The organism is Rhodococcus sp. BP-160 (assembly GCF_019836205.1).
GTDB lineage: Bacteria > Actinomycetota > Actinomycetes > Mycobacteriales > Mycobacteriaceae > Rhodococcoides.
In genome coordinates this window covers 993,392-1,009,618 of the sequence record NZ_JABUEK010000002.1, presented here as the reverse complement: position 1 = coordinate 1,009,618, position 16,227 = coordinate 993,392, and the positions used below count along the sequence as shown (strand labels likewise).

General features: G+C 70.1%; 15 protein-coding genes. 4 read left to right on the top strand and 11 right to left on the bottom strand.

Going from position 1 to position 16,227, the window contains the following annotated elements:
• Position 1: 1 nt before the first annotated feature.
• Both scpA and HQ306_RS11180 read right to left on the bottom strand, forming a co-directional pair.
• Positions 2–2,281 (bottom strand): methylmalonyl-CoA mutase, encoded by a 2,280-nt coding sequence (scpA, locus tag HQ306_RS11185; protein WP_235578919.1) that lies wholly within the window; start codon positions 2,279–2,281, stop codon positions 2–4.
• Entirely contained in the window at positions 2,278–4,209 is a 1,932-nt protein-coding gene (locus HQ306_RS11180) for a methylmalonyl-CoA mutase family protein (RefSeq protein WP_222631092.1), read from the bottom strand. The genes scpA and HQ306_RS11180 overlap by 4 nt, the downstream gene beginning before the upstream one ends.
• A gap of 274 nt (positions 4,210–4,483) precedes the next feature.
• On the opposite strand from HQ306_RS11180, the gene HQ306_RS11175 reads away from it, so the two are divergent.
• From HQ306_RS11175 to HQ306_RS11165, 3 genes are all read left to right on the top strand, one after another.
• Complete coding sequence (locus tag HQ306_RS11175) at positions 4,484–5,107, top strand: TVP38/TMEM64 family protein (protein WP_285186007.1); 624 nt, start codon at positions 4,484–4,486, stop codon at positions 5,105–5,107.
• A 115-nt stretch (positions 5,108–5,222) separates the two neighbouring features.
• Positions 5,223–5,819, top strand: a complete 597-nt coding sequence (locus HQ306_RS11170; RefSeq protein ID WP_027505318.1) for a hypothetical protein — start codon at positions 5,223–5,225, stop codon at positions 5,817–5,819.
• Positions 5,819–6,397 (top strand): hypothetical protein, encoded by a 579-nt coding sequence (locus HQ306_RS11165; RefSeq protein WP_222631090.1) that lies wholly within the window; start codon positions 5,819–5,821, stop codon positions 6,395–6,397. The genes HQ306_RS11170 and HQ306_RS11165 overlap by 1 nt, the downstream gene beginning before the upstream one ends.
• Positions 6,398–6,400: 3 nt before the next feature.
• Here the strand turns inward: HQ306_RS11165 and HQ306_RS11160 are convergent, their stop codons facing one another.
• The 3 genes from HQ306_RS11160 to HQ306_RS11150 all read right to left on the bottom strand — a co-directional run bounded on the left by HQ306_RS11160 (position 6,401) and on the right by HQ306_RS11150 (position 8,974).
• On the bottom strand, positions 6,401–7,630 hold the full coding sequence (locus HQ306_RS11160; protein WP_051613228.1) for an SPFH domain-containing protein: 1,230 nt from the start codon (positions 7,628–7,630) through the stop codon (positions 6,401–6,403).
• Positions 7,631–8,062, bottom strand: coding sequence for an NfeD family protein (locus HQ306_RS11155; RefSeq protein ID WP_027505316.1), 432 nt, complete (start codon positions 8,060–8,062; stop codon positions 7,631–7,633). It abuts the gene before it with no gap.
• 63 nt (positions 8,063–8,125) lie between these two features.
• The gene (locus tag HQ306_RS11150; protein ID WP_056444639.1) at positions 8,126–8,974 is read right to left on the bottom strand and encodes a DUF3097 domain-containing protein; all 849 of its coding nucleotides are present in this window, start codon (positions 8,972–8,974) and stop codon (positions 8,126–8,128) included.
• Between the two features lie 133 nt (positions 8,975–9,107).
• Between HQ306_RS11150 and HQ306_RS11145 the strand changes: the two genes are divergently transcribed.
• Positions 9,108–9,929, top strand: coding sequence for a hypothetical protein (locus HQ306_RS11145; RefSeq protein ID WP_222631088.1), 822 nt, complete (start codon positions 9,108–9,110; stop codon positions 9,927–9,929).
• Between the two features lie 45 nt (positions 9,930–9,974).
• Here the strand turns inward: HQ306_RS11145 and HQ306_RS11140 are convergent, their stop codons facing one another.
• From HQ306_RS11140 to HQ306_RS11115, 6 genes are all read right to left on the bottom strand, one after another.
• Positions 9,975–11,027 (bottom strand): ferrochelatase, encoded by a 1,053-nt coding sequence (locus HQ306_RS11140; protein ID WP_222631087.1) that lies wholly within the window; start codon positions 11,025–11,027, stop codon positions 9,975–9,977.
• 63 nt (positions 11,028–11,090) lie between these two features.
• The gene (inhA, locus tag HQ306_RS11135; RefSeq protein ID WP_027505312.1) at positions 11,091–11,915 is read right to left on the bottom strand and encodes an NADH-dependent enoyl-ACP reductase InhA; all 825 of its coding nucleotides are present in this window, start codon (positions 11,913–11,915) and stop codon (positions 11,091–11,093) included.
• 68 nt (positions 11,916–11,983) lie between these two features.
• Positions 11,984–12,742 (bottom strand): 3-oxoacyl-ACP reductase FabG1, encoded by a 759-nt coding sequence (gene fabG1 / locus HQ306_RS11130; protein WP_037185384.1) that lies wholly within the window; start codon positions 12,740–12,742, stop codon positions 11,984–11,986.
• Positions 12,743–12,850: 108 nt separating this feature from the next.
• The gene (locus HQ306_RS11125) at positions 12,851–13,846 is read right to left on the bottom strand and encodes a VWA domain-containing protein (RefSeq protein WP_027505310.1); all 996 of its coding nucleotides are present in this window, start codon (positions 13,844–13,846) and stop codon (positions 12,851–12,853) included.
• Positions 13,843–14,853, bottom strand: a complete 1,011-nt coding sequence (locus HQ306_RS11120; RefSeq protein ID WP_374197736.1) for a DUF58 domain-containing protein — start codon at positions 14,851–14,853, stop codon at positions 13,843–13,845. The genes HQ306_RS11125 and HQ306_RS11120 overlap by 4 nt, the downstream gene beginning before the upstream one ends.
• Entirely contained in the window at positions 14,850–16,166 is a 1,317-nt protein-coding gene (locus HQ306_RS11115; RefSeq protein ID WP_222631083.1) for an AAA family ATPase, read from the bottom strand. The genes HQ306_RS11120 and HQ306_RS11115 overlap by 4 nt, the downstream gene beginning before the upstream one ends.
• Positions 16,167–16,227 lie beyond the last annotated feature (61 nt).

Sequence of the window (16,227 nt, the reverse complement as noted above, 5' to 3'; positions counted from 1 at the left end):
CTCAGGCGTTCGCTCCTGCGTCCGAGACGGCCGCGCCGTGACCCAGGCTCTCCGCGAGCTGGCCGATGAGATCGACCGCGGCGTCGGCGATCACCGTGCCGGGCGGGAAGATCGCGGCCGCCCCGGCCTCACGCAGCGCGTCGAAGTCGCCCGGCGGGATGACGCCGCCGACCACGACCATGATGTCGGACCGGCCGACGGCGGCGAGTGCTTCCCGCAGCGCCGGAACCAGCGTCAGGTGACCGGCGGCGAGCGACGACACCCCGATGACGTGGACGTCGTTGTCGGCGGCCTGGTTCGCCACCTCCTCGGGGGTCTGGAACAGGGGGCCGACATCGACGTCGAAGCCGATGTCGGCGAACGCCGTCGCGATGACCTTCTGCCCGCGATCGTGTCCGTCCTGCCCCATCTTCGCCACCAGGATGCGGGGTCGGCGGCCCTCCGCCTTCGCGAACGCCGTCGCCAGCTCGCCTGCATGCACCATGTTCGTGGCCTTCCCCGCCTCGTCCCGGTAGACACCGCTGATCGTGCGGATCTCGGCGCGGTGCCGTCCGTAGACCTTCTCGAGAGCGTCGGAGATCTCGCCCACCGTCGCCATGGCCCGCGCCGCGTCGACGGCGAGGGCGAGCAGGTTGTTCTCCATCCCGCCGTCGGTGGACGCGGCCGCCGCGGTGAGGGCGGACAGCGCCGCCTCGACGCGGCCGGGGTCGCGCTCCTCGCGCAGCCGCTCCAGCTTCTCGATCTGCTCGGTGCGCACCCGCGAGTTCTCGACCTTGAGCACCTCGATGGCGTCGGGCTCGTCGGGAACGTACTTGTTGACACCCACCAGCGGCTGCCGACCGGAGTCGATGCGCGCCTGTGTCCGCGCCGCCGCCTCCTCGATGCGGAGCTTCGGGATGCCCTCGCCGATGGCCTTGGCCATTCCGCCGGCCTCCTCGACCTCGGCGATGTGCGCGCGGGCCCGATCGGCGAGCTGGTGGGTCAGCCACTCCACGTAGTACGAGCCGCCCCACGGATCGATGGGCCGCGTCGTGCCGGACTCCTGTTGCAGCAGCAGCTGGGTGTTGCGGGCGATCCGGGCGGAGAAGTCGGTGGGCAGCGCGAGCGCTTCGTCGAGCGCGTTGGTGTGCAGTGACTGCGTGTGTCCCTGCGTCGCCGCCATCGCCTCGATACACGTGCGGGAGACGTTGTTGAAGACGTCCTGCGCCGTCAGCGACCAGCCGGACGTCTGCGAATGTGTGCGCAGCGACAGTGATTTCGCGCTGGACGGGTCGAACTTCTGCACCAGCTCCGCCCACAGCAACCGGCCCGCGCGCAGCTTGGCGACCTCCATGAAGAAGTTCATGCCGATGGCCCAGAAGAAGGACAGCCGCGGGGCGAACGTGTCGATGTCCATGCCCGCGGCCAGCCCGGCGCGGATGTACTCCACCCCGTCGGCGAGGGTGTACGCGAGCTCCAGATCGGCCGTCGCGCCGGCTTCCTGGATGTGGTAGCCGGAGATGGAGATCGAGTTGAACTTCGGCATGTGCGTCGAGGTGTACGCGAAGATGTCGGAGATGATCCGCATCGACGGCTCGGGCGGATAGATGTAGGTGTTGCGCACCATGAACTCTTTGAGGATGTCGTTCTGGATGGTGCCGGCGAGCTTCTCCGGTCCGACGCCCTGCTCCTCCGCCGCGACGACGTACAGCGCCAGGATCGGCAGCACGGCGCCGTTCATGGTCATCGACACCGACACCGACCCCAGGTCGATCCCGTCGAAGAGTTGGCGCATGTCGTAGATCGAGTCGATCGCGACACCCGCCATGCCGACATCGCCCTGCACGCGCGGGTGGTCACTGTCGTAGCCGCGGTGCGTCGCGAGGTCGAACGCGACCGACAGCCCCTTCTGACCGGCAGCGAGGTTACGACGGTAGAACGCGTTGGACTCCGACGCCGTCGAGAATCCGGCGTACTGACGAATCGTCCACGGTTGGTTGACGTACATCGTCGGGTACGGACCGCGCAGGAACGGAGCCGTGCCCGGGTAGGAGTCGAGCGGGTACCCGGCCTCGGCCGCCTCCGCCCGGTCGGCGCCGGTGTACAGGGGTCGGACGTCGATGCCCTCGGGGGTGGACCACACCACCTGCTCGGGCGAGTAGCCGTGAGCCGCCGCGGCCGCCTCGACGTGGGCGCGCGCATCGTCGGCCGCCGGCGCTGCCGCGTCCGCACCGCGGGGGTCGACGAGCGGAACGTCCGCGAAACTGCCCACGGGGCCCATGTCACCAGCGTCGTCGGTCATGCGGTGTGTCCTTCCGTACGAGCCTCGCCGGTGAGTGCATCGAGAAGAGCACTCAGTTCGGCGACGGCATCGATGGTGAGCGTGAGATGTCCGTCCGGGGTCTGTTCCGGCGACGCGTCCGCGAAGGCCGAGGCACCGCCGGCGACGAGCACCGTCCGCACCCCCGCCGACCGCAGAGCGGCGACGGCGTCCGGTCCCTCGGCGGCGTACCGCTTGTCGGTGCCGCACAGCACGGCGATCGGCGAGGCGGTCTCGCGTGCCACCGCGGCGAGATCGGCTCCCGCACCGGGGTTCACCGCCTCGATCCCGCCCGACGCCATGAGGTTCGCCGCGAACGTGGTGCGTCCGTTGTGTTCCGCGACGCTGCCCAACGGCGCCAGCAGCACCACCGGGCGACTGCCCTTGTCCGCCAGCACCGCGTCGCTGCGATCACGCAGCGCCTCGAACTCGGCGGCGTACCGCGTCGCGGGACGTCCGGCGACGGTGCCGTTCCCCGAGGCCGCGGGCGTCGGCTCCTGCAGGTTCGGGAACTCGTTGACACCGGTGACCGCGGTGCGGCGGTGGGCGATGTCGCTCGCACGGGCGGCTCGGGTCTCCTCGACCCGGCGCGCGATCTCACCGGACTCCAGCGCGGCGCGGTAACCGCCGGCGGCCTCGACCGCCTGCAGGACCGACCACGCCGAGTCCGCGAGCGCGTCGGTGAGCGACTCGACGTACCAGGAACCACCGGCCGGATCGACCACCCGACCAAGGTGGGACTCCTCGAGCAGGAGCAGCTGGGTGTTGCGCGCGATCCGTGCGGCGAAGGTCTGCGAGACGTCCGCGGCGCCGCCGGGAATCGCGGCGTCGAACGGCAGGACGGTCACCGCGTCGGCTCCGCCCACACCGGCGCCGAACGCGGCCAGCGTCGTGCGCAGCATGTTCACCCAGGGATCGCGCTGCGTCATCATCGCCGCCGAGGTGACGGCGTGCTGTGGGGCCCCGCCGTGCTCCGGCGCCCCGAGCACCTCGGCCACCCGGGCCCAGACCCGCCGGGCCGCACGGAACTTGGCGATGGTCTCGAACTGCTCGTCGGTGGCCGCGAGCCGGAACTCCACCTGTCCCAATGCCTCGACAGTGGACAGTCCCGCCGCCGTGAGCGCGCGCAGATACTCGAGTCCGGCCGCGACGGTCAGACCGACCTCCTGCGCGTCTGCCGACCCGGCAGCGTGGAACACGGTGCCGTCCAACGTGATCGCGCGCACCCGCTCGGTGCGCGCCACTGCCCGCACCGCGAGATCGATCGCGTCCTGCTCGCTCGCACCCGGGAGGTCGGCGAATCGATCGGTCAGCGGTGACGCCCCCAGTCGGACGTCGGCGGCGGCACCGCGCTCGTCCAGGAGCGCGAACAACGCGTCGGCCACCGCTGTGACGTCCGCACCCGCGTCCAGTGTCAGGGGCGCGAGGTCGAGCAGGACCCCGTCGAGTGCGCGGGCCAGGCCCTCGGCGCCCACGGACGCCGTGTCGAGCCACAGGGCGCTCGTGCCGTTCTGCAGCGCGTCGAGGAGCTGGTCGTTGAGCGTCGCCGCGTCCGAGTCCGCACCGGCGGGACGACCGAACCGACCGGCGACCAGCCACCCGACGTTGACGTCGCGATGCGCGTCCGTGCCGCGCGTGAAGGGGAAGGTGCCGGGCAGCGGAGCCTCGGCAGTCTCGTCCAGCGGCCCGTACAGGGGCCGCACCGTGACCCCGTCGTACGTGGTCACTTCGAGCAGCGTCTCCGGATGCTCGGGGAGCTCCGAGACGTCCACCCGACGAGCCTTGGCCAGCACCCCGGCCACGCCGCGGCGCCAGGTCGCGAAACCCTCCTCGGCGCTGCTCACCGGTACGGCCGCGCCGACGTCCTCGGCAGCGACGGAATCCGGTGTCCCGGTGTGTGACGTGGCCATGTGTCCCTTTCGCGCCTGCGGATGCTGTGATGTTAACCGCACTCCGGGCACGCTATCCCGAGTCCCATCACAGTGGCCTGAGACAAACTTCACACTAGTAGGGCGTCCGAGCATCGGTCCTCCTAGTGACCGTTCCGACCGCGTCGACGAGCACCGCTCGCATCGCTCTTCGGTAGCGTGAGCAGACGTGACGACCCCCGACATCGACCCGCACGACACAGTGCCGTCGGAGGAGTCGATCGTCGTCGGAGGCCGCCGCGCGCTCGTGCTGCGCGTGGCCGCGACCGTCACCGTGCTCGCCGCCCTGATCGTCGTGGCACTGCTCGTACCCCTCCCCACCATCGACCGCGTGCGGGAGTGGGCCGTCGCCGTCGGGCCGGCCTTCCCCCTCGTCTTCTTCGCGGCGCACGCGATCATCACGGTGGCGCCGATCCCCCGCACCCTGTTCACGGTGTCGGCGGGTGTGCTGTTCGGACCCGTGACGGGGGTCGGTGTGGCGGTCGCAGCGACGACCGTGAGTGCAGTGCTCGCGTTCCTGCTGGTCCGAGCACTCGGCCGCGACGTGGTGACCGCACGCTGGGACCATCCGGTGATCCGGGCCGTCGATTCCCGTCTCGCGCGACGGGGATGGTTGGCGGTGGGGAGTCTTCGACTCATCGCGCCGGTGCCGTTCTCGGTGGTCAATTACTCCGCCGGCCTGTCTTCGGTGGCCGTGGTGCCGTTCGCGCTGGCGACGGTGGTCGGGGTGATCCCGGGAACGGTCGGCATCGTGTTGCTCGGCGACGCTCTGGCCGGTCACGGCGATCCGGTCCTGCTCGCGATCTCGGGGGTCTGCATTGCCGTGGGCGTCGTGGGACTGATCCTGGACGCGCGGATGCCGGTGGCCGGCGATCGATGAGGTCAAGGTCATGGGCTTGATGTGGACGGATCAAGGTCGACGACGAACTTTGTACGTCGCAACGCATCAAGACTCGAGGCTTGATTCCGACTGATCAAGCTTCTAGGGTTGATCGATGTTCGTTCTGACCGTGGACCAACGCGGAAGTCGACGCGACATCGATCGCGTCGCCGACATCCTCGACCGAGCCACCGACCTGGTGCGCCCGTTCGAACGCACGGCCGGCGACGAGGTCCAGGGTGTGGCGGACGACGCGTCGGTGGCGCTCGACCTCGCCCTCGACTTCCTCGAGGACGGGCACTGGAGCGTCGGGATCGGGGTGGGGGCCGTGGAGGATCCGTTGCCACGCTCCACCAGAGCGGGTCGGGGCCCGGCGTTCGAAGCCGCGCGGGACGCCGTCGACAGCGCCAAGAACGCCGTCGCCCACATCGCGGTCCGCGGCGGTGACGCCGAGTCCGCCGGCGATGCCGACGCCGTGGTGGCACTGCTCGCACTGCTCCTGGTCCGGCGCACCGAGCAGGGCCGCGCCGCGGTCGACAGTGTCCGCAGGCTCGGATCGCAGACCGCCGTCGCCGAGGAACTGTCCATCACACCGCAGGCAGTGTCCCAACGACTGGCCGTCGCGGGGTGGCAGGCCGAGCGTGCAGCACGACCGGTCGTGGCGCGGATGCTCGCGCTCGCCGATCTGCGCGCACGCGGAACGGACGCCTGATGGCGACCACCCTCGCGCTGCTCGCACTCGCGCTCTCCGCCGGAGCAGCACTGCTTCCCGCCCGACCGGTGCCGACGATCCCACCGACGGCTGCGCCGGGACGCCGCGTCCGGTGGCTGCCGCCGCTGCGCTGGTGGCTTCCGGCACTCCTGTCCGCCGGGATGCTCGCACTGGCGGGTCTCGCCGCCGCGATCGCCGGCGCACCGGTCACCGGGCCACCACTCGTCGTCGCGATGGTCCTGGTCGTCGCGGTCGCCGTCACCGGCGGCACCGTCGTCGTTCCCGCGGTCTTCCATCTCGCGCGCCGACGGCCCGAGCCCGGAGACGGCGATGCCGACGACGAGCGCCCCGTCCTGCGTGGGGGGCTCGTCATCGGCACACTCGAACGCATCGCCGTCGTGGTCGCGGTGCTCACGGGGTGGCCCGAGGGCATCGCCGTGGTGCTCGCGGTGAAGGGACTCGCGCGCTACCCCGAACTCCGTGACCCGCGGGCGTCCGAGTACTTCATCATCGGAACCTTCACCAGCGTGCTCTGGGCACTCGCCGCGGGCGGCATCGGCGCGGGCCTGGCTGCCTGACCGTCAGCGGTCCAGTTCGCGCGGTGCGTCGTCGCCCGACCCGGACCCGTCCGGCGTGGAGGCCTCGACGGCCTTCGCGGGCTCCGGAGCCGAGTCCCGCGCCGGGTTGGGTGCGGCGGCCAACGACGTGTCGACAGGCTTGCGTGCCACGGCCTCGGCGTCGGCGACCGCCCGAGCGATGGCCGGGTCCGTCTTCGTGTCGAACCAGTCGGCCACCTCCGCGGAGTCGTCCTCCGGCTTGGAGTGCGTCTCGCCCTGGTCGCTGGGCTCGAAACGGAAGACGCCGTCGTCGCCCGGCGCACCGAGATTCTTGGCGAAGCCCTTCAGGGCATCACCGAAGTCGGACGGCACCACCCACATCTTGTTCGCATCACCCTGCGCCATCTTCGGCAGCGTCTGCAGGTACTGGTAGGCGAGCAACTCGGGCGTCGGCTTGCCGGCCTTGATAGCCTCGAACACCTTCTCGATGGCCTTCGCCTCACCCTGTGCGTTGAGGTACTTGGCCGCCCGCTCACCCTGCGCACGGAGGATGCGGGACTGACGCTCACCCTCGGCGGAGAGAATGGCGGCCTGCTTGGCGCCCTCCGCGGACAGGATCTGCGACTGCTTGTCACCCTCGGCCGTCTTGATGGACGACTCACGGTGTCCCTCGGCCGTGAGGATGGTGGCGCGCTTCTCGCGGTCCGCCTTCATCTGCTTCTCCATCGACTCCTGGATGGAGGGCGGCGGATCGATGCTCTTGAGCTCCACTCGGGCGACACGCAGGCCCCATCGCCCGGTGGCCTCGTCCAACACTCCGCGGAGCTGGCCGTTGATGGAGTCACGCGAGGTGAGCGTCTCCTCCAGGGTCATACCGCCGACCACGTTGCGAAGCGTCGTCGTGGTGAGCTGCTCGACGCCGACGATGTAGTTGCTGATCTCGTAGACCGCGGCCTGCGGGGTGGTGACCTGGAAATACACGACGGTGTCGATGGACACCGTCAGGTTGTCCTGCGTGATCACCGGCTGCGGTGGGAAGGACACGACGCGCTCACGCAGGTCGACCTTCGCTCGGACACGGTCGACGAACGGCACGAGGAACGTGAGCTGCCCGGAGACCGTCTTCGAGTATCGGCCCAGACGCTCGATCACCGCGGCCTCGGCCTGCGGCACGAGCGTCACCGACTTCGCCACCACCACGGCGACGAACAGCACCACCACGGCAAGGGCGATCAAGGCGGCATAGTCACCCATCTAGGGTCCTTTCCACACGACGGCCGTGGCGCCGTCGATCTTCATCACGGTCACGGTCGTTCCGGCCGCGTACACCTCGGTGGGATCGAGCGGACGAGCCGTCCACACGTCACCGTCCAGCCGCACCGTGCCGGAGTGCTGATCGATGGCATCCAGCACCTGCGCGGATCGCCCGGTGAGCGCGGCGATCCCGGTGGGGGTCGGCGGGGGCGTCGAGAACCGGCGGGTCAGCACCGGCCGGACACCCAGGATGAGGGCTCCGGACAGGATCGCGAACACGATCGCGTCGCCCCACACGGGGAAGTCGGTCAGCGCCGAGATGCCCGCGGTACCCAGGGCCCCGCCGGCCAGCATGAGAAGGAAGAAATCTCCGGACAGCGCTTCACCCGCAGCGAGAATCACCGCTCCGACGAGCCACAGAAGTGCAACCACGAACTCCACAGTAGCGACGAACGACGAGCCCGTGGGGTGCGCGCGACCGTCGTGGGGAGATCGTTACCGACCTGTCTCCCCGTTCTCGTCACCCAGGGTGACGAAGTCGACGAGGCGCTCCACCGCGCCGATGAGCGGCGCCTCGAGATCGCGAAAACTGGACACCGCACCGTAGACCCGGCGCCACCCGTCCTGCGGTGTGCCCCAACCCAACTCGCGGCAGATGCCGGTCTTCCAGTCGGTGCCGCGCGGGATCCGTGGCCATGCCTCGATGCCCACCGCGGCGGGCTTCACCGCCTCCCACACATCGATGTAGGGGTGTCCCGTGACCGTCACGTACGGGCCGAGGGACCGCGTCAGGCGGTCCTCCTTCGAGCCGTCGACGAGGTGGTCGACGAGAACCCCCACCCTGCGTCCCGGCCCGGGTCCGAACTCCTGCAACCGCTCTGCCAGGTTGTCCAGTCCCTCGAGATGCTCGACGACCACACCCTCGACCCGCAGGTCGTGGCCCCAGACCCGTTCGACGATGGCGGCGTCGTGAATGCCCTCCACCCAGATACGGCTGGGCAGAGCCACTTTCGCTCGTACGTTCTCCACCCGCGTCGACCCGGAGGCCGAGCGGGTCGGAGCGACGGCACGGGTCGGCGCCGGACGCGTCAGCGTCACCGGGCTTCCGTCGACGAGGAAGGCGGCCTCGCGCATCGCGAAGAGCCTCCGTACGCCTCGGCCGTCCTCGAGCCGGACGAAGTCACCGTCGTACGTGCGCTCGAAACCCACCACGGCGCCGCAGAATCCGGTCGCCGCGTCCTCGACCACCACGTCCCGTTCGGCCGCCATCGTCGGGACCACGCGTCGCGCTCGCCTCGCGTGCCCGGCGAAGATGTCGCCGCCGTACCGGTTGTCCGCTGTCATCGTCTTCCCTCGCCCTCCGCGCTCACTCCCGGGACAGGACTGTCGGGTCACCGGGCCGTCCCACGGTATCGGCGCCGCGCACTCCCCGACCGCAGCCACGCCGGTCGCCTCCGACGCCGCCTATGATCGGACGGTGTCGTCCCCATCCTCGAGCCTCGCCATCTGGTGCGGCGCCTGGCTCGCCGGAGCCGCGCCGCCCGACGACGTGATCGATGCCCTCACCGAGTGGGCACCGTTGGCCCTCGTCGTCGCCGCCGATCCCGAGACAGCCGAGCGGCACGACCTCCCGTGGCCCACTCCTCGTGACATCGGCATCGCCCAGTTGCTCCGAGTCGTCCGCGCCGCGGCGCCCGTCGGCGACCGCGAGGTGACCGTCGACATGGTTCTTCCCGCCCCCGGTGACGTCGCCGGGCTGCCGACCGACTCCGCGTTCTCGGCCGCCGCCGTGCTCGCGGGCGAAGGCGTCGTCATCGGAGTGCCGGGTCAGCCGGGTGTCGGACTCGTCCCCACCGACGAGGGCCCCGACGTCATGCGGTGGACGGTGTTCACCGTCACCGTGCCGGTCACCTACCAGGAGCTGGCGCTCGGGGAGATCGAGTACTCGATGCGGGACACCGTCCGGAGTGCGGCCGAGGCCCTCACCGCGGTGCAGACGGTCGACACCGGCCGTTCCGGCGGCGACCCGCACACGATGATCGCCGAGCGCCTCGCCATCGCGAGCCGCCATCGCTACCCGCCGCTCCCCGAACGCACCACCCGAGTTCTCGACACGGCCGATCGGGTGGACGCCATCCTCGCGGCCGCGCAGACGTCGGCGCCCTCGGAGGCACCCAGCAGCAGCGGTGCCGAGGCCCGCGAGGCCGTGCTCCGACCGTTGCGTCGCGCCGTGCGCGCCGCGCGCCGTGCCGCCGTGCGCGCCGCCGTGGACGGGTACCTGTCGCCCGATCGCCGCTAGCGGTACCCCCTCGCGCGGGTGGGTGGTTCCGGGATGTTCGAGCTGTCAGGCCGGGCGGCGACGCACCGGGGGCTCGCAGCAGTCGGGATTGCACGGCGTTCCGTCGACGGTCGTCCCGAAGGCGGGCTCGGAACCCAGACGCAGCGGTGCGGTGCCCGCGGTGCGTTCCTCGACCAGCGTCCGCACGAGCCGGGCAAATCGGGGGTCCGCACCCGGCGTGCCTGCGCGCTCGAGAGCGATGCCCAGTTCCTGCGCCTTCTCGACGGCCTCGGTGTCCAGGTCCCACACCACCTCGAGGTGATCCGAGACGAACCCGACCGGGCAGATCACCACGGCGTCGACGCCCGTCTCCGCCAGGGCCTCGAGGTGATCGCAGATGTCGGGATCCAGCCACGGGATCTGCGGCGGTCCCGACCGGGACTGCCACACGACGTCGAACTCGTCGACACCTGCTGCGGCGGCGCACAATCGGGACGCCTCGGTGACCTGACGGCTGTAGAGGTGGCCGCCCGCCGACGGCGGACCCGCGGCCTCGTCCGCCGAGACGGGCACCGAGTGCGCCGTGAAGACCACGCGAGCACCGGCCCGGCGATCCGCCGGAAGCCTGCCGATCGCCGCGCGGATCGCGTCGGCGAAGGCATCCACCATGAGCGGATGGTCGTAGTACTGCCGCAGTTTCGTGAGCTGCGGAGCGCCCTCCCCCACGGCGGCGCGGGCGCGGGCGATGTCTTCGTGGTACTGCCGACAGCCCGAGTACCCGCCCCAGGCCGAGGTGGGGAACACCAGCGCGTTGCGCACGCCGTCGGCCTTCATCGCGGCGACGGTGTCCTCCGCCATGGGGTGCCAGTTGCGGTTACCGAAGTACACCGGCAGATCGATGCCCGTGAGCGCGAACTCGGTCTCGACCGCGGCGATGATCTCGCGGTTGAGTCGGTTGATCGGCGAGACCCCACCGAAGTGGTGGTAGTGCTCGGCGACGGCATCGAGGCGCTCGGGCGGGATTCCGCGGCCACGGGTGACGTTCTCCAGGAACGGCCGCACCTCGTCCGGCCCCTCGGGCCCACCGAAGGACAGCAGCAGAAGCGCGTCGTAGGTCATGACGCCATTGTGCCGGAACCCGTTTCGGTGGACCCGAGAGGATGCTCGGATCGAGGCGAGATGTCAGAGATTCTCGGGCAGCCAGGTGTTGTGGCTCGCGCCGCCGTCGACGTAGACGATCGACCCGGTCGTCGCCGGCAGCCAGTCCGACAGCAGCGCGCAGATCGACTTGGCCACGGCCGTCGGGTCGTTGAAGTTCCAGCCGATAGGGGACGCACCGTTCCAGTACTCGTTGAGCTGGTTCATCTTGTCCGCGTCACCCGTCGCGGTACCCGCGATGGCCTTGGCGGCGAGCGTCTTGATAGGGCCCGCGGCGACCAGGTTGGAACGGACCTTCTTGGCCTCGCCGACCTCGCGGGCGACGTAGCGGTTGACCGACTCGAGCGCAGCCTTCGCCACGCCCATCCAGTTGTAGAACGGCATCGCCGTGCGCGGATCGAAATCCATGCCGACGATCGATCCACCCTCGTTCATGACGGGGAGCACGGCGCGTGCGAGCGAGGCGTAGGACCAGGCAGAGATCTGGAACGCGGCGGCGGCGTCGGGACCCGGTCCCTCCAGGAACGGCTTGGACCCCGGGCCCATCAGGGTGCGCGGAGCGAACGCGATGGAGTGCAGAACGCCGTCGATGCCCTCCGGAGCGACCTCGGAGATGCGACCGGCGAGTGCGGCGAGATGCTCCTCGTTCGTCGCGTCCAGCTCGATCGCCGGCGGCACGGGCTCCGGCAGTCGCTGGGCGATCCTGTCGATCAGTCGCAGCCGGTCGAACCCGGTGATGACGACCTTGGCGCCCTGCTCCTGCGCGACCTTGGCCGCGTGGAACGCGATGGACGCGTCGGTGATGATCCCGGTGATCAGGATGGTCTTGCCTTCGAGCAGTCCGCCCATGTGCGTGTGCCTTTCGTGTGAAGTCTGGTGTGCCCGAGTCGATCGGGCAGGAGTCGGGTCGAGGTGGGCTAGTGGCCCATGCCCATACCGCCGTCGACCGGGATGATCGCGCCGGAGACGTAGCTCGAATCGGGTGACGCGAGGAAGCTCACCACCGCGGCGACGTCCTCGGGAGTACCGAGTCGCTTGAGCGGGATGTACTCGCGCGCGGTGTCCCGGAGTTTGTCGTCGAGCTCGGCCGTCATGTCGGTCTCGATGAACCCGGGTGCCACGACGTTCGCGGTGATCGAACGCGAGCCCAGCTCACGGGTGAGCGAGCGCGCCATGCCGACGACACCCGCCTTGGAGGACGCGTAGTTGATCTGGCCGGGTCCGCCGGCCTGACCGACGACGGAACCGAGGAAGACGAACCGTCCGAAGCGTGCCCGCAGCATCGAGCGGCTCGCTCGCTTGGCCACCCGGAACGCGCCGGTGAGATTGGCGTCGATGACGGAGGTGAACTGCTCCTCGGTCATCCGCATCAGCAGGGTGTCGTCCGTGATGCCCGCGTTGGCGACGAGCACCTCGACGGGGCCCTGATGCTTCTCCACCTCGGTGAACGCGGCATCGACGGACGCGGTGTCGGTGACATCGCACTGCACCCCGAACAGTCCGTCCGGTGCACCCGAGCTGCGGTGCGTGACCGCGACCTTGTGGCCGTCCGCGGCGAGTCGGCGGGCCACGGCCAGGCCGATGCCCCGATTACCGCCGGTGACGAGCACGGACCGGGAGACGAATCCCCCGCCGGCCGTCGCGTCGGGTGTCGCGGACTCGGGCGCAGAGGACATACGGATGAACCTTCTCTCTCGGGGGTGCTGCTCGCAGCAACGGCCAGTCGGTGGGCGATCACGGACGTCGTCGATCGCCTCGACCCGCGCGTACTTTACCGATGCGTTTCAGGGGACTCGCTGGCGTAGTGACAATGCTGTGACAAGTCCCGCCGACACGAACAGCACTCCGGCGATCAACCAGGGCCGACTCGCGTCACCGCGGGTGGTCTCGTAGCCGATCTGCTCCTCGAGCGTGTCGTACACCTCGGTGAGTTCCTCGAGACTCGACGCCGTGAAGAAGTTGCCACCCGACAGGCGTGCGATCTCCTCGAGCGACGGGTCGTCGACGGGCACCGCGACGCGCTGGGTGTCGCCCTGCTCGTCGGTGATGTCCACCGTGCCGTAACTGGTGCCGAACGAGATGGTGGAGACCGGGATCCCCTTCGTCTCCGCCTCGCGGGCCGCCGTGTACCCACCGCGCGGGTCGTCCGGGTTCTCGGGAACGGTCTGCTTGCCGTCGGACAGCAGCACGATCCGTGCCGGCGGCGCCGCGTCCGATCCACCGAGCACCGCGCCGAGTGTCTCGATCGACTGCATCGCCGTGAAGATGGACTCGCCCGTGGCGGTCCGCTCGGCCAGCTGCAGCCGATCGATGGCCGATTTCGTCGCCTCACGATCGGTGGTCGGTGAGACCAGCACCGATGCCGTGCCCGCGAACGCGACGAGTCCGAGGTTGATGCCGGGAGTCAGGCCGTCGGCGAACTGCTTGCCGGCCTCCTGCGCCGCTGCCAGTCGCGTCGGCTGGACGTCGGTGGCCTCCATCGACAACGACACGTCGATGACCAGCATGACCGTCGCCCGATTACGCGGAACCCGTTGATCGGACGTCGGTCCGGCCAGTGCGACGGTCAGAAAGAGCAGCCCCACGAGCACGAGCGCCGTGGGGACGTGGCGCACCAGTCCGGGGCGCTGCGGTGCGACGCGTTCGAGCAACTCCATGTTGGTGAAGCGCATGGTGTTGCGCTGACGGCGGCGCTGCGCGAGCACGTAGGCCACCACCAGGCCCGCGACCACGAGGAGGAAGAGCAGCCACCAGGGTGACGAGAAATCGGACAGGCTCACCGCGTACTCGCTCCCATGCTCGCGCCGTGGCGTCGCCGGGACACGAAGCGGACGACGTCGGCGATCCAGTCGCCGTCAGTCCGCAGGGTGAGCCGAGGCGCGCTGCAGCCACGCAGGATCTTCTCGACGTTCGCGCGGTGCGCCGCAGCGGCGGCCGCGAAGTCCTCCCGCAACCGGGGTGTCGTGCTGAACTCCCGCGTCCGTCCCGTCTCCGGGTCGTGCAACACCACGTCACCGACATCCGGCAGCTCGAGGTCGCGGGGGTCGACGACCTCCACGGCCAGCACGTCGTGGCGCGCCGCCAGGGCGCGGAGCGGACGCTCCCAGTCCGTCGGACCGAGGAAGTCGCTGACGACGACCACCATGCCGCGTCGACGTTCGGGCCGTCGCAGAGCGTCGATGGCGCCGACGAAGTCGCCGCGGGTGCCGTCGGGTGCGTGCGGTGTGGTGGCCACGGTGCGGAGCAGGGACTGGATGTGAGCCCGACCGCCCCGCGCGGGGACCCGGACGACGCGTTCGCCCGTCGCGACGACGGCGCCGATGCGGTTGCCGCCGCCACTGGTCAGATGCGCGATGGCCGATGTGGCCGCGACGGCGAGGTCCCGCTTCTCGCACCCCGCGGTGCCGAAGTCGAGGGAGGCCGACAGGTCGATCGCCATCCACGTCTCGAGCTCGCGGTCCGCGACGCTCTGCCGGACGTGGGGGTGCGTCGTCCGGGCGGTGACGGACCAGTCCATCTGACGTACGTCGTCGCCCGGCTGGTACTCACGTGCGTCGCCGGGTTCCGATCCCGGGCCCGGTATGAGACCCAGATGATCGCCGTGCAACACACCGTCGAGTCGGCGGCGAACGGTCAGCTCGAGGGTGCGCAGCGCAGCCGACAACCGGGGGTCCTCCAGCGACCCCGAGGCGAAGGACGGAGGCGCGCCGCGCAACGACTGTTGCACGGCGGGCGCGCCGAACACCGGATCACCGGGCCGGCCACCCGTGGGTGACGCCATGGTCACCGCGTGGGATCGGTCGCGGGAGTCTGCTTCTGCATCCACGGCGCCGGGCCACCCTGCTGGGGACCGTTCTGCTGAGGGCCACCCTGCTGAGGCGATGCGTCGGGACCGGGCTGGAACTGTTGCGGTCCGCCCTGCCCCTGCTGCTGGGGCCCGGTCTGCTGGGGCCCGTTCTGCTGGGGCCCGTTCTGCTGGGGCCCGTTCTGCTGGGGCCCGTTCTGCTGGGGCCCGTTCTGCTGGGGCCCGTTCTGCTGGGGCCCGTTCTGCTGGGGCCCGTTGTGCTGGGGCCCGTTGTGCTGGCGAGCCTGCGGCTGGATCGGCTGCGCGCCGACCTGCGGCAGACCCACGGTCTGCAGGATGCGCGTGATGATCTGCTCGGGTGTGATCTCGTCGGCCAGGGCGTCGTACGAGAGTACGAGACGGTGCCGCAGCACGTCCGGCACCACGTCGAGGACGTCCTGCGGCACGACGTAGTCCCGTCCACGCAGGAACGCCAGCGCACGGGAGGCACTGATGATGCCGAGGGTCGCACGGGGTGACGCGCCGTAGGCGATCCAGCCGGCCACGTCGTCGAGGCCCACGTCGCGCGGAGTACGGGTGGCGGCGATGACGCGCACGACGTAGTCGACCAGAGCATGGTGGACGAACACGGACGCCGCGACGTTCTGGAGGCGCACCAACTCGACCGGGTCGAGGATCTGCTTGGGCTTCGGTGCCGCGACGCCCATGCGGTAGACGATCTCGCGCTCCTCCTCGACCGTCGGGTAGTCCACGACGATCTTGAACAGGAAGCGGTCGCGCTGCGCCTCGGGAAGGGGGTACACGCCCTCGTTCTCGATGGGGTTCTGCGTCGCCATGACCAGGAACGGATCCGGCATGGGGTACGTGTGACCACCGATGGAGACGTGGCGCTCGGCCATCACCTCGAGGAGAGCCGACTGCACCTTGGCCGGAGCTCGGTTGATCTCGTCCGCGAGCACGAAGTTCGCGACCACCGGGCCGAGCTCGGTGTCGAATTCTTCTTTGCCCTGACGGTAGATGCGCGTACCGATGAGGTCGGTGGGCACCAGGTCGGGCGTGAACTGCACGCGGGAGAACGAGCCCCCGACCACCGTCGCGAACGTCTCTACCGCCAACGTCTTCGCCACACCGGGAACACCCTCGAGCAGGACGTGCCCCCGTGCGAGAAGCCCGACGAGGATGCGTTCGACCAGTCGGTCCTGACCGACGATGACGCGTTTGACCTCGTAGACGGCCTTCTCGAGCGTCTGCACGTCCCGAGAGATGTCGGTCGTGTCGGTCTCTCGTGACGTCACCTGTGGAACCACCGCTTTCTACCCGGACTCTGCTGCCGAGCACCACTATTGCAGGTGGCGA

Bases quoted from the DNA above. Each gene is read 5' to 3' on its own strand.
- scpA (WP_235578919.1), bottom strand. From the start codon at position 2,281: ATGACCGACGACGCTGGTGACATGGGCCCCGTGGGCAGTTTCGCGGAC.
- HQ306_RS11180 (WP_222631092.1), bottom strand. From the start codon at position 4,209: ATGGCCACGTCACACACCGGGACACCGGATTCCGTCGCTGCCGAGGAC.
- HQ306_RS11170 (WP_027505318.1), top strand. From the start codon at position 5,223: ATGTTCGTTCTGACCGTGGACCAACGCGGAAGTCGACGCGACATCGAT.
- HQ306_RS11165 (WP_222631090.1), top strand. From the start codon at position 5,819: ATGGCGACCACCCTCGCGCTGCTCGCACTCGCGCTCTCCGCCGGAGCA.
- HQ306_RS11160 (WP_051613228.1), bottom strand. From the start codon at position 7,630: ATGGGTGACTATGCCGCCTTGATCGCCCTTGCCGTGGTGGTGCTGTTC.
- HQ306_RS11150 (WP_056444639.1), bottom strand. From the start codon at position 8,974: ATGACAGCGGACAACCGGTACGGCGGCGACATCTTCGCCGGGCACGCG.
- HQ306_RS11140 (WP_222631087.1), bottom strand. From the start codon at position 11,027: ATGACCTACGACGCGCTTCTGCTGCTGTCCTTCGGTGGGCCCGAGGGG.
- inhA (WP_027505312.1), bottom strand. From the start codon at position 11,915: ATGGGCGGACTGCTCGAAGGCAAGACCATCCTGATCACCGGGATCATC.
- fabG1 (WP_037185384.1), bottom strand. From the start codon at position 12,742: ATGTCCTCTGCGCCCGAGTCCGCGACACCCGACGCGACGGCCGGCGGG.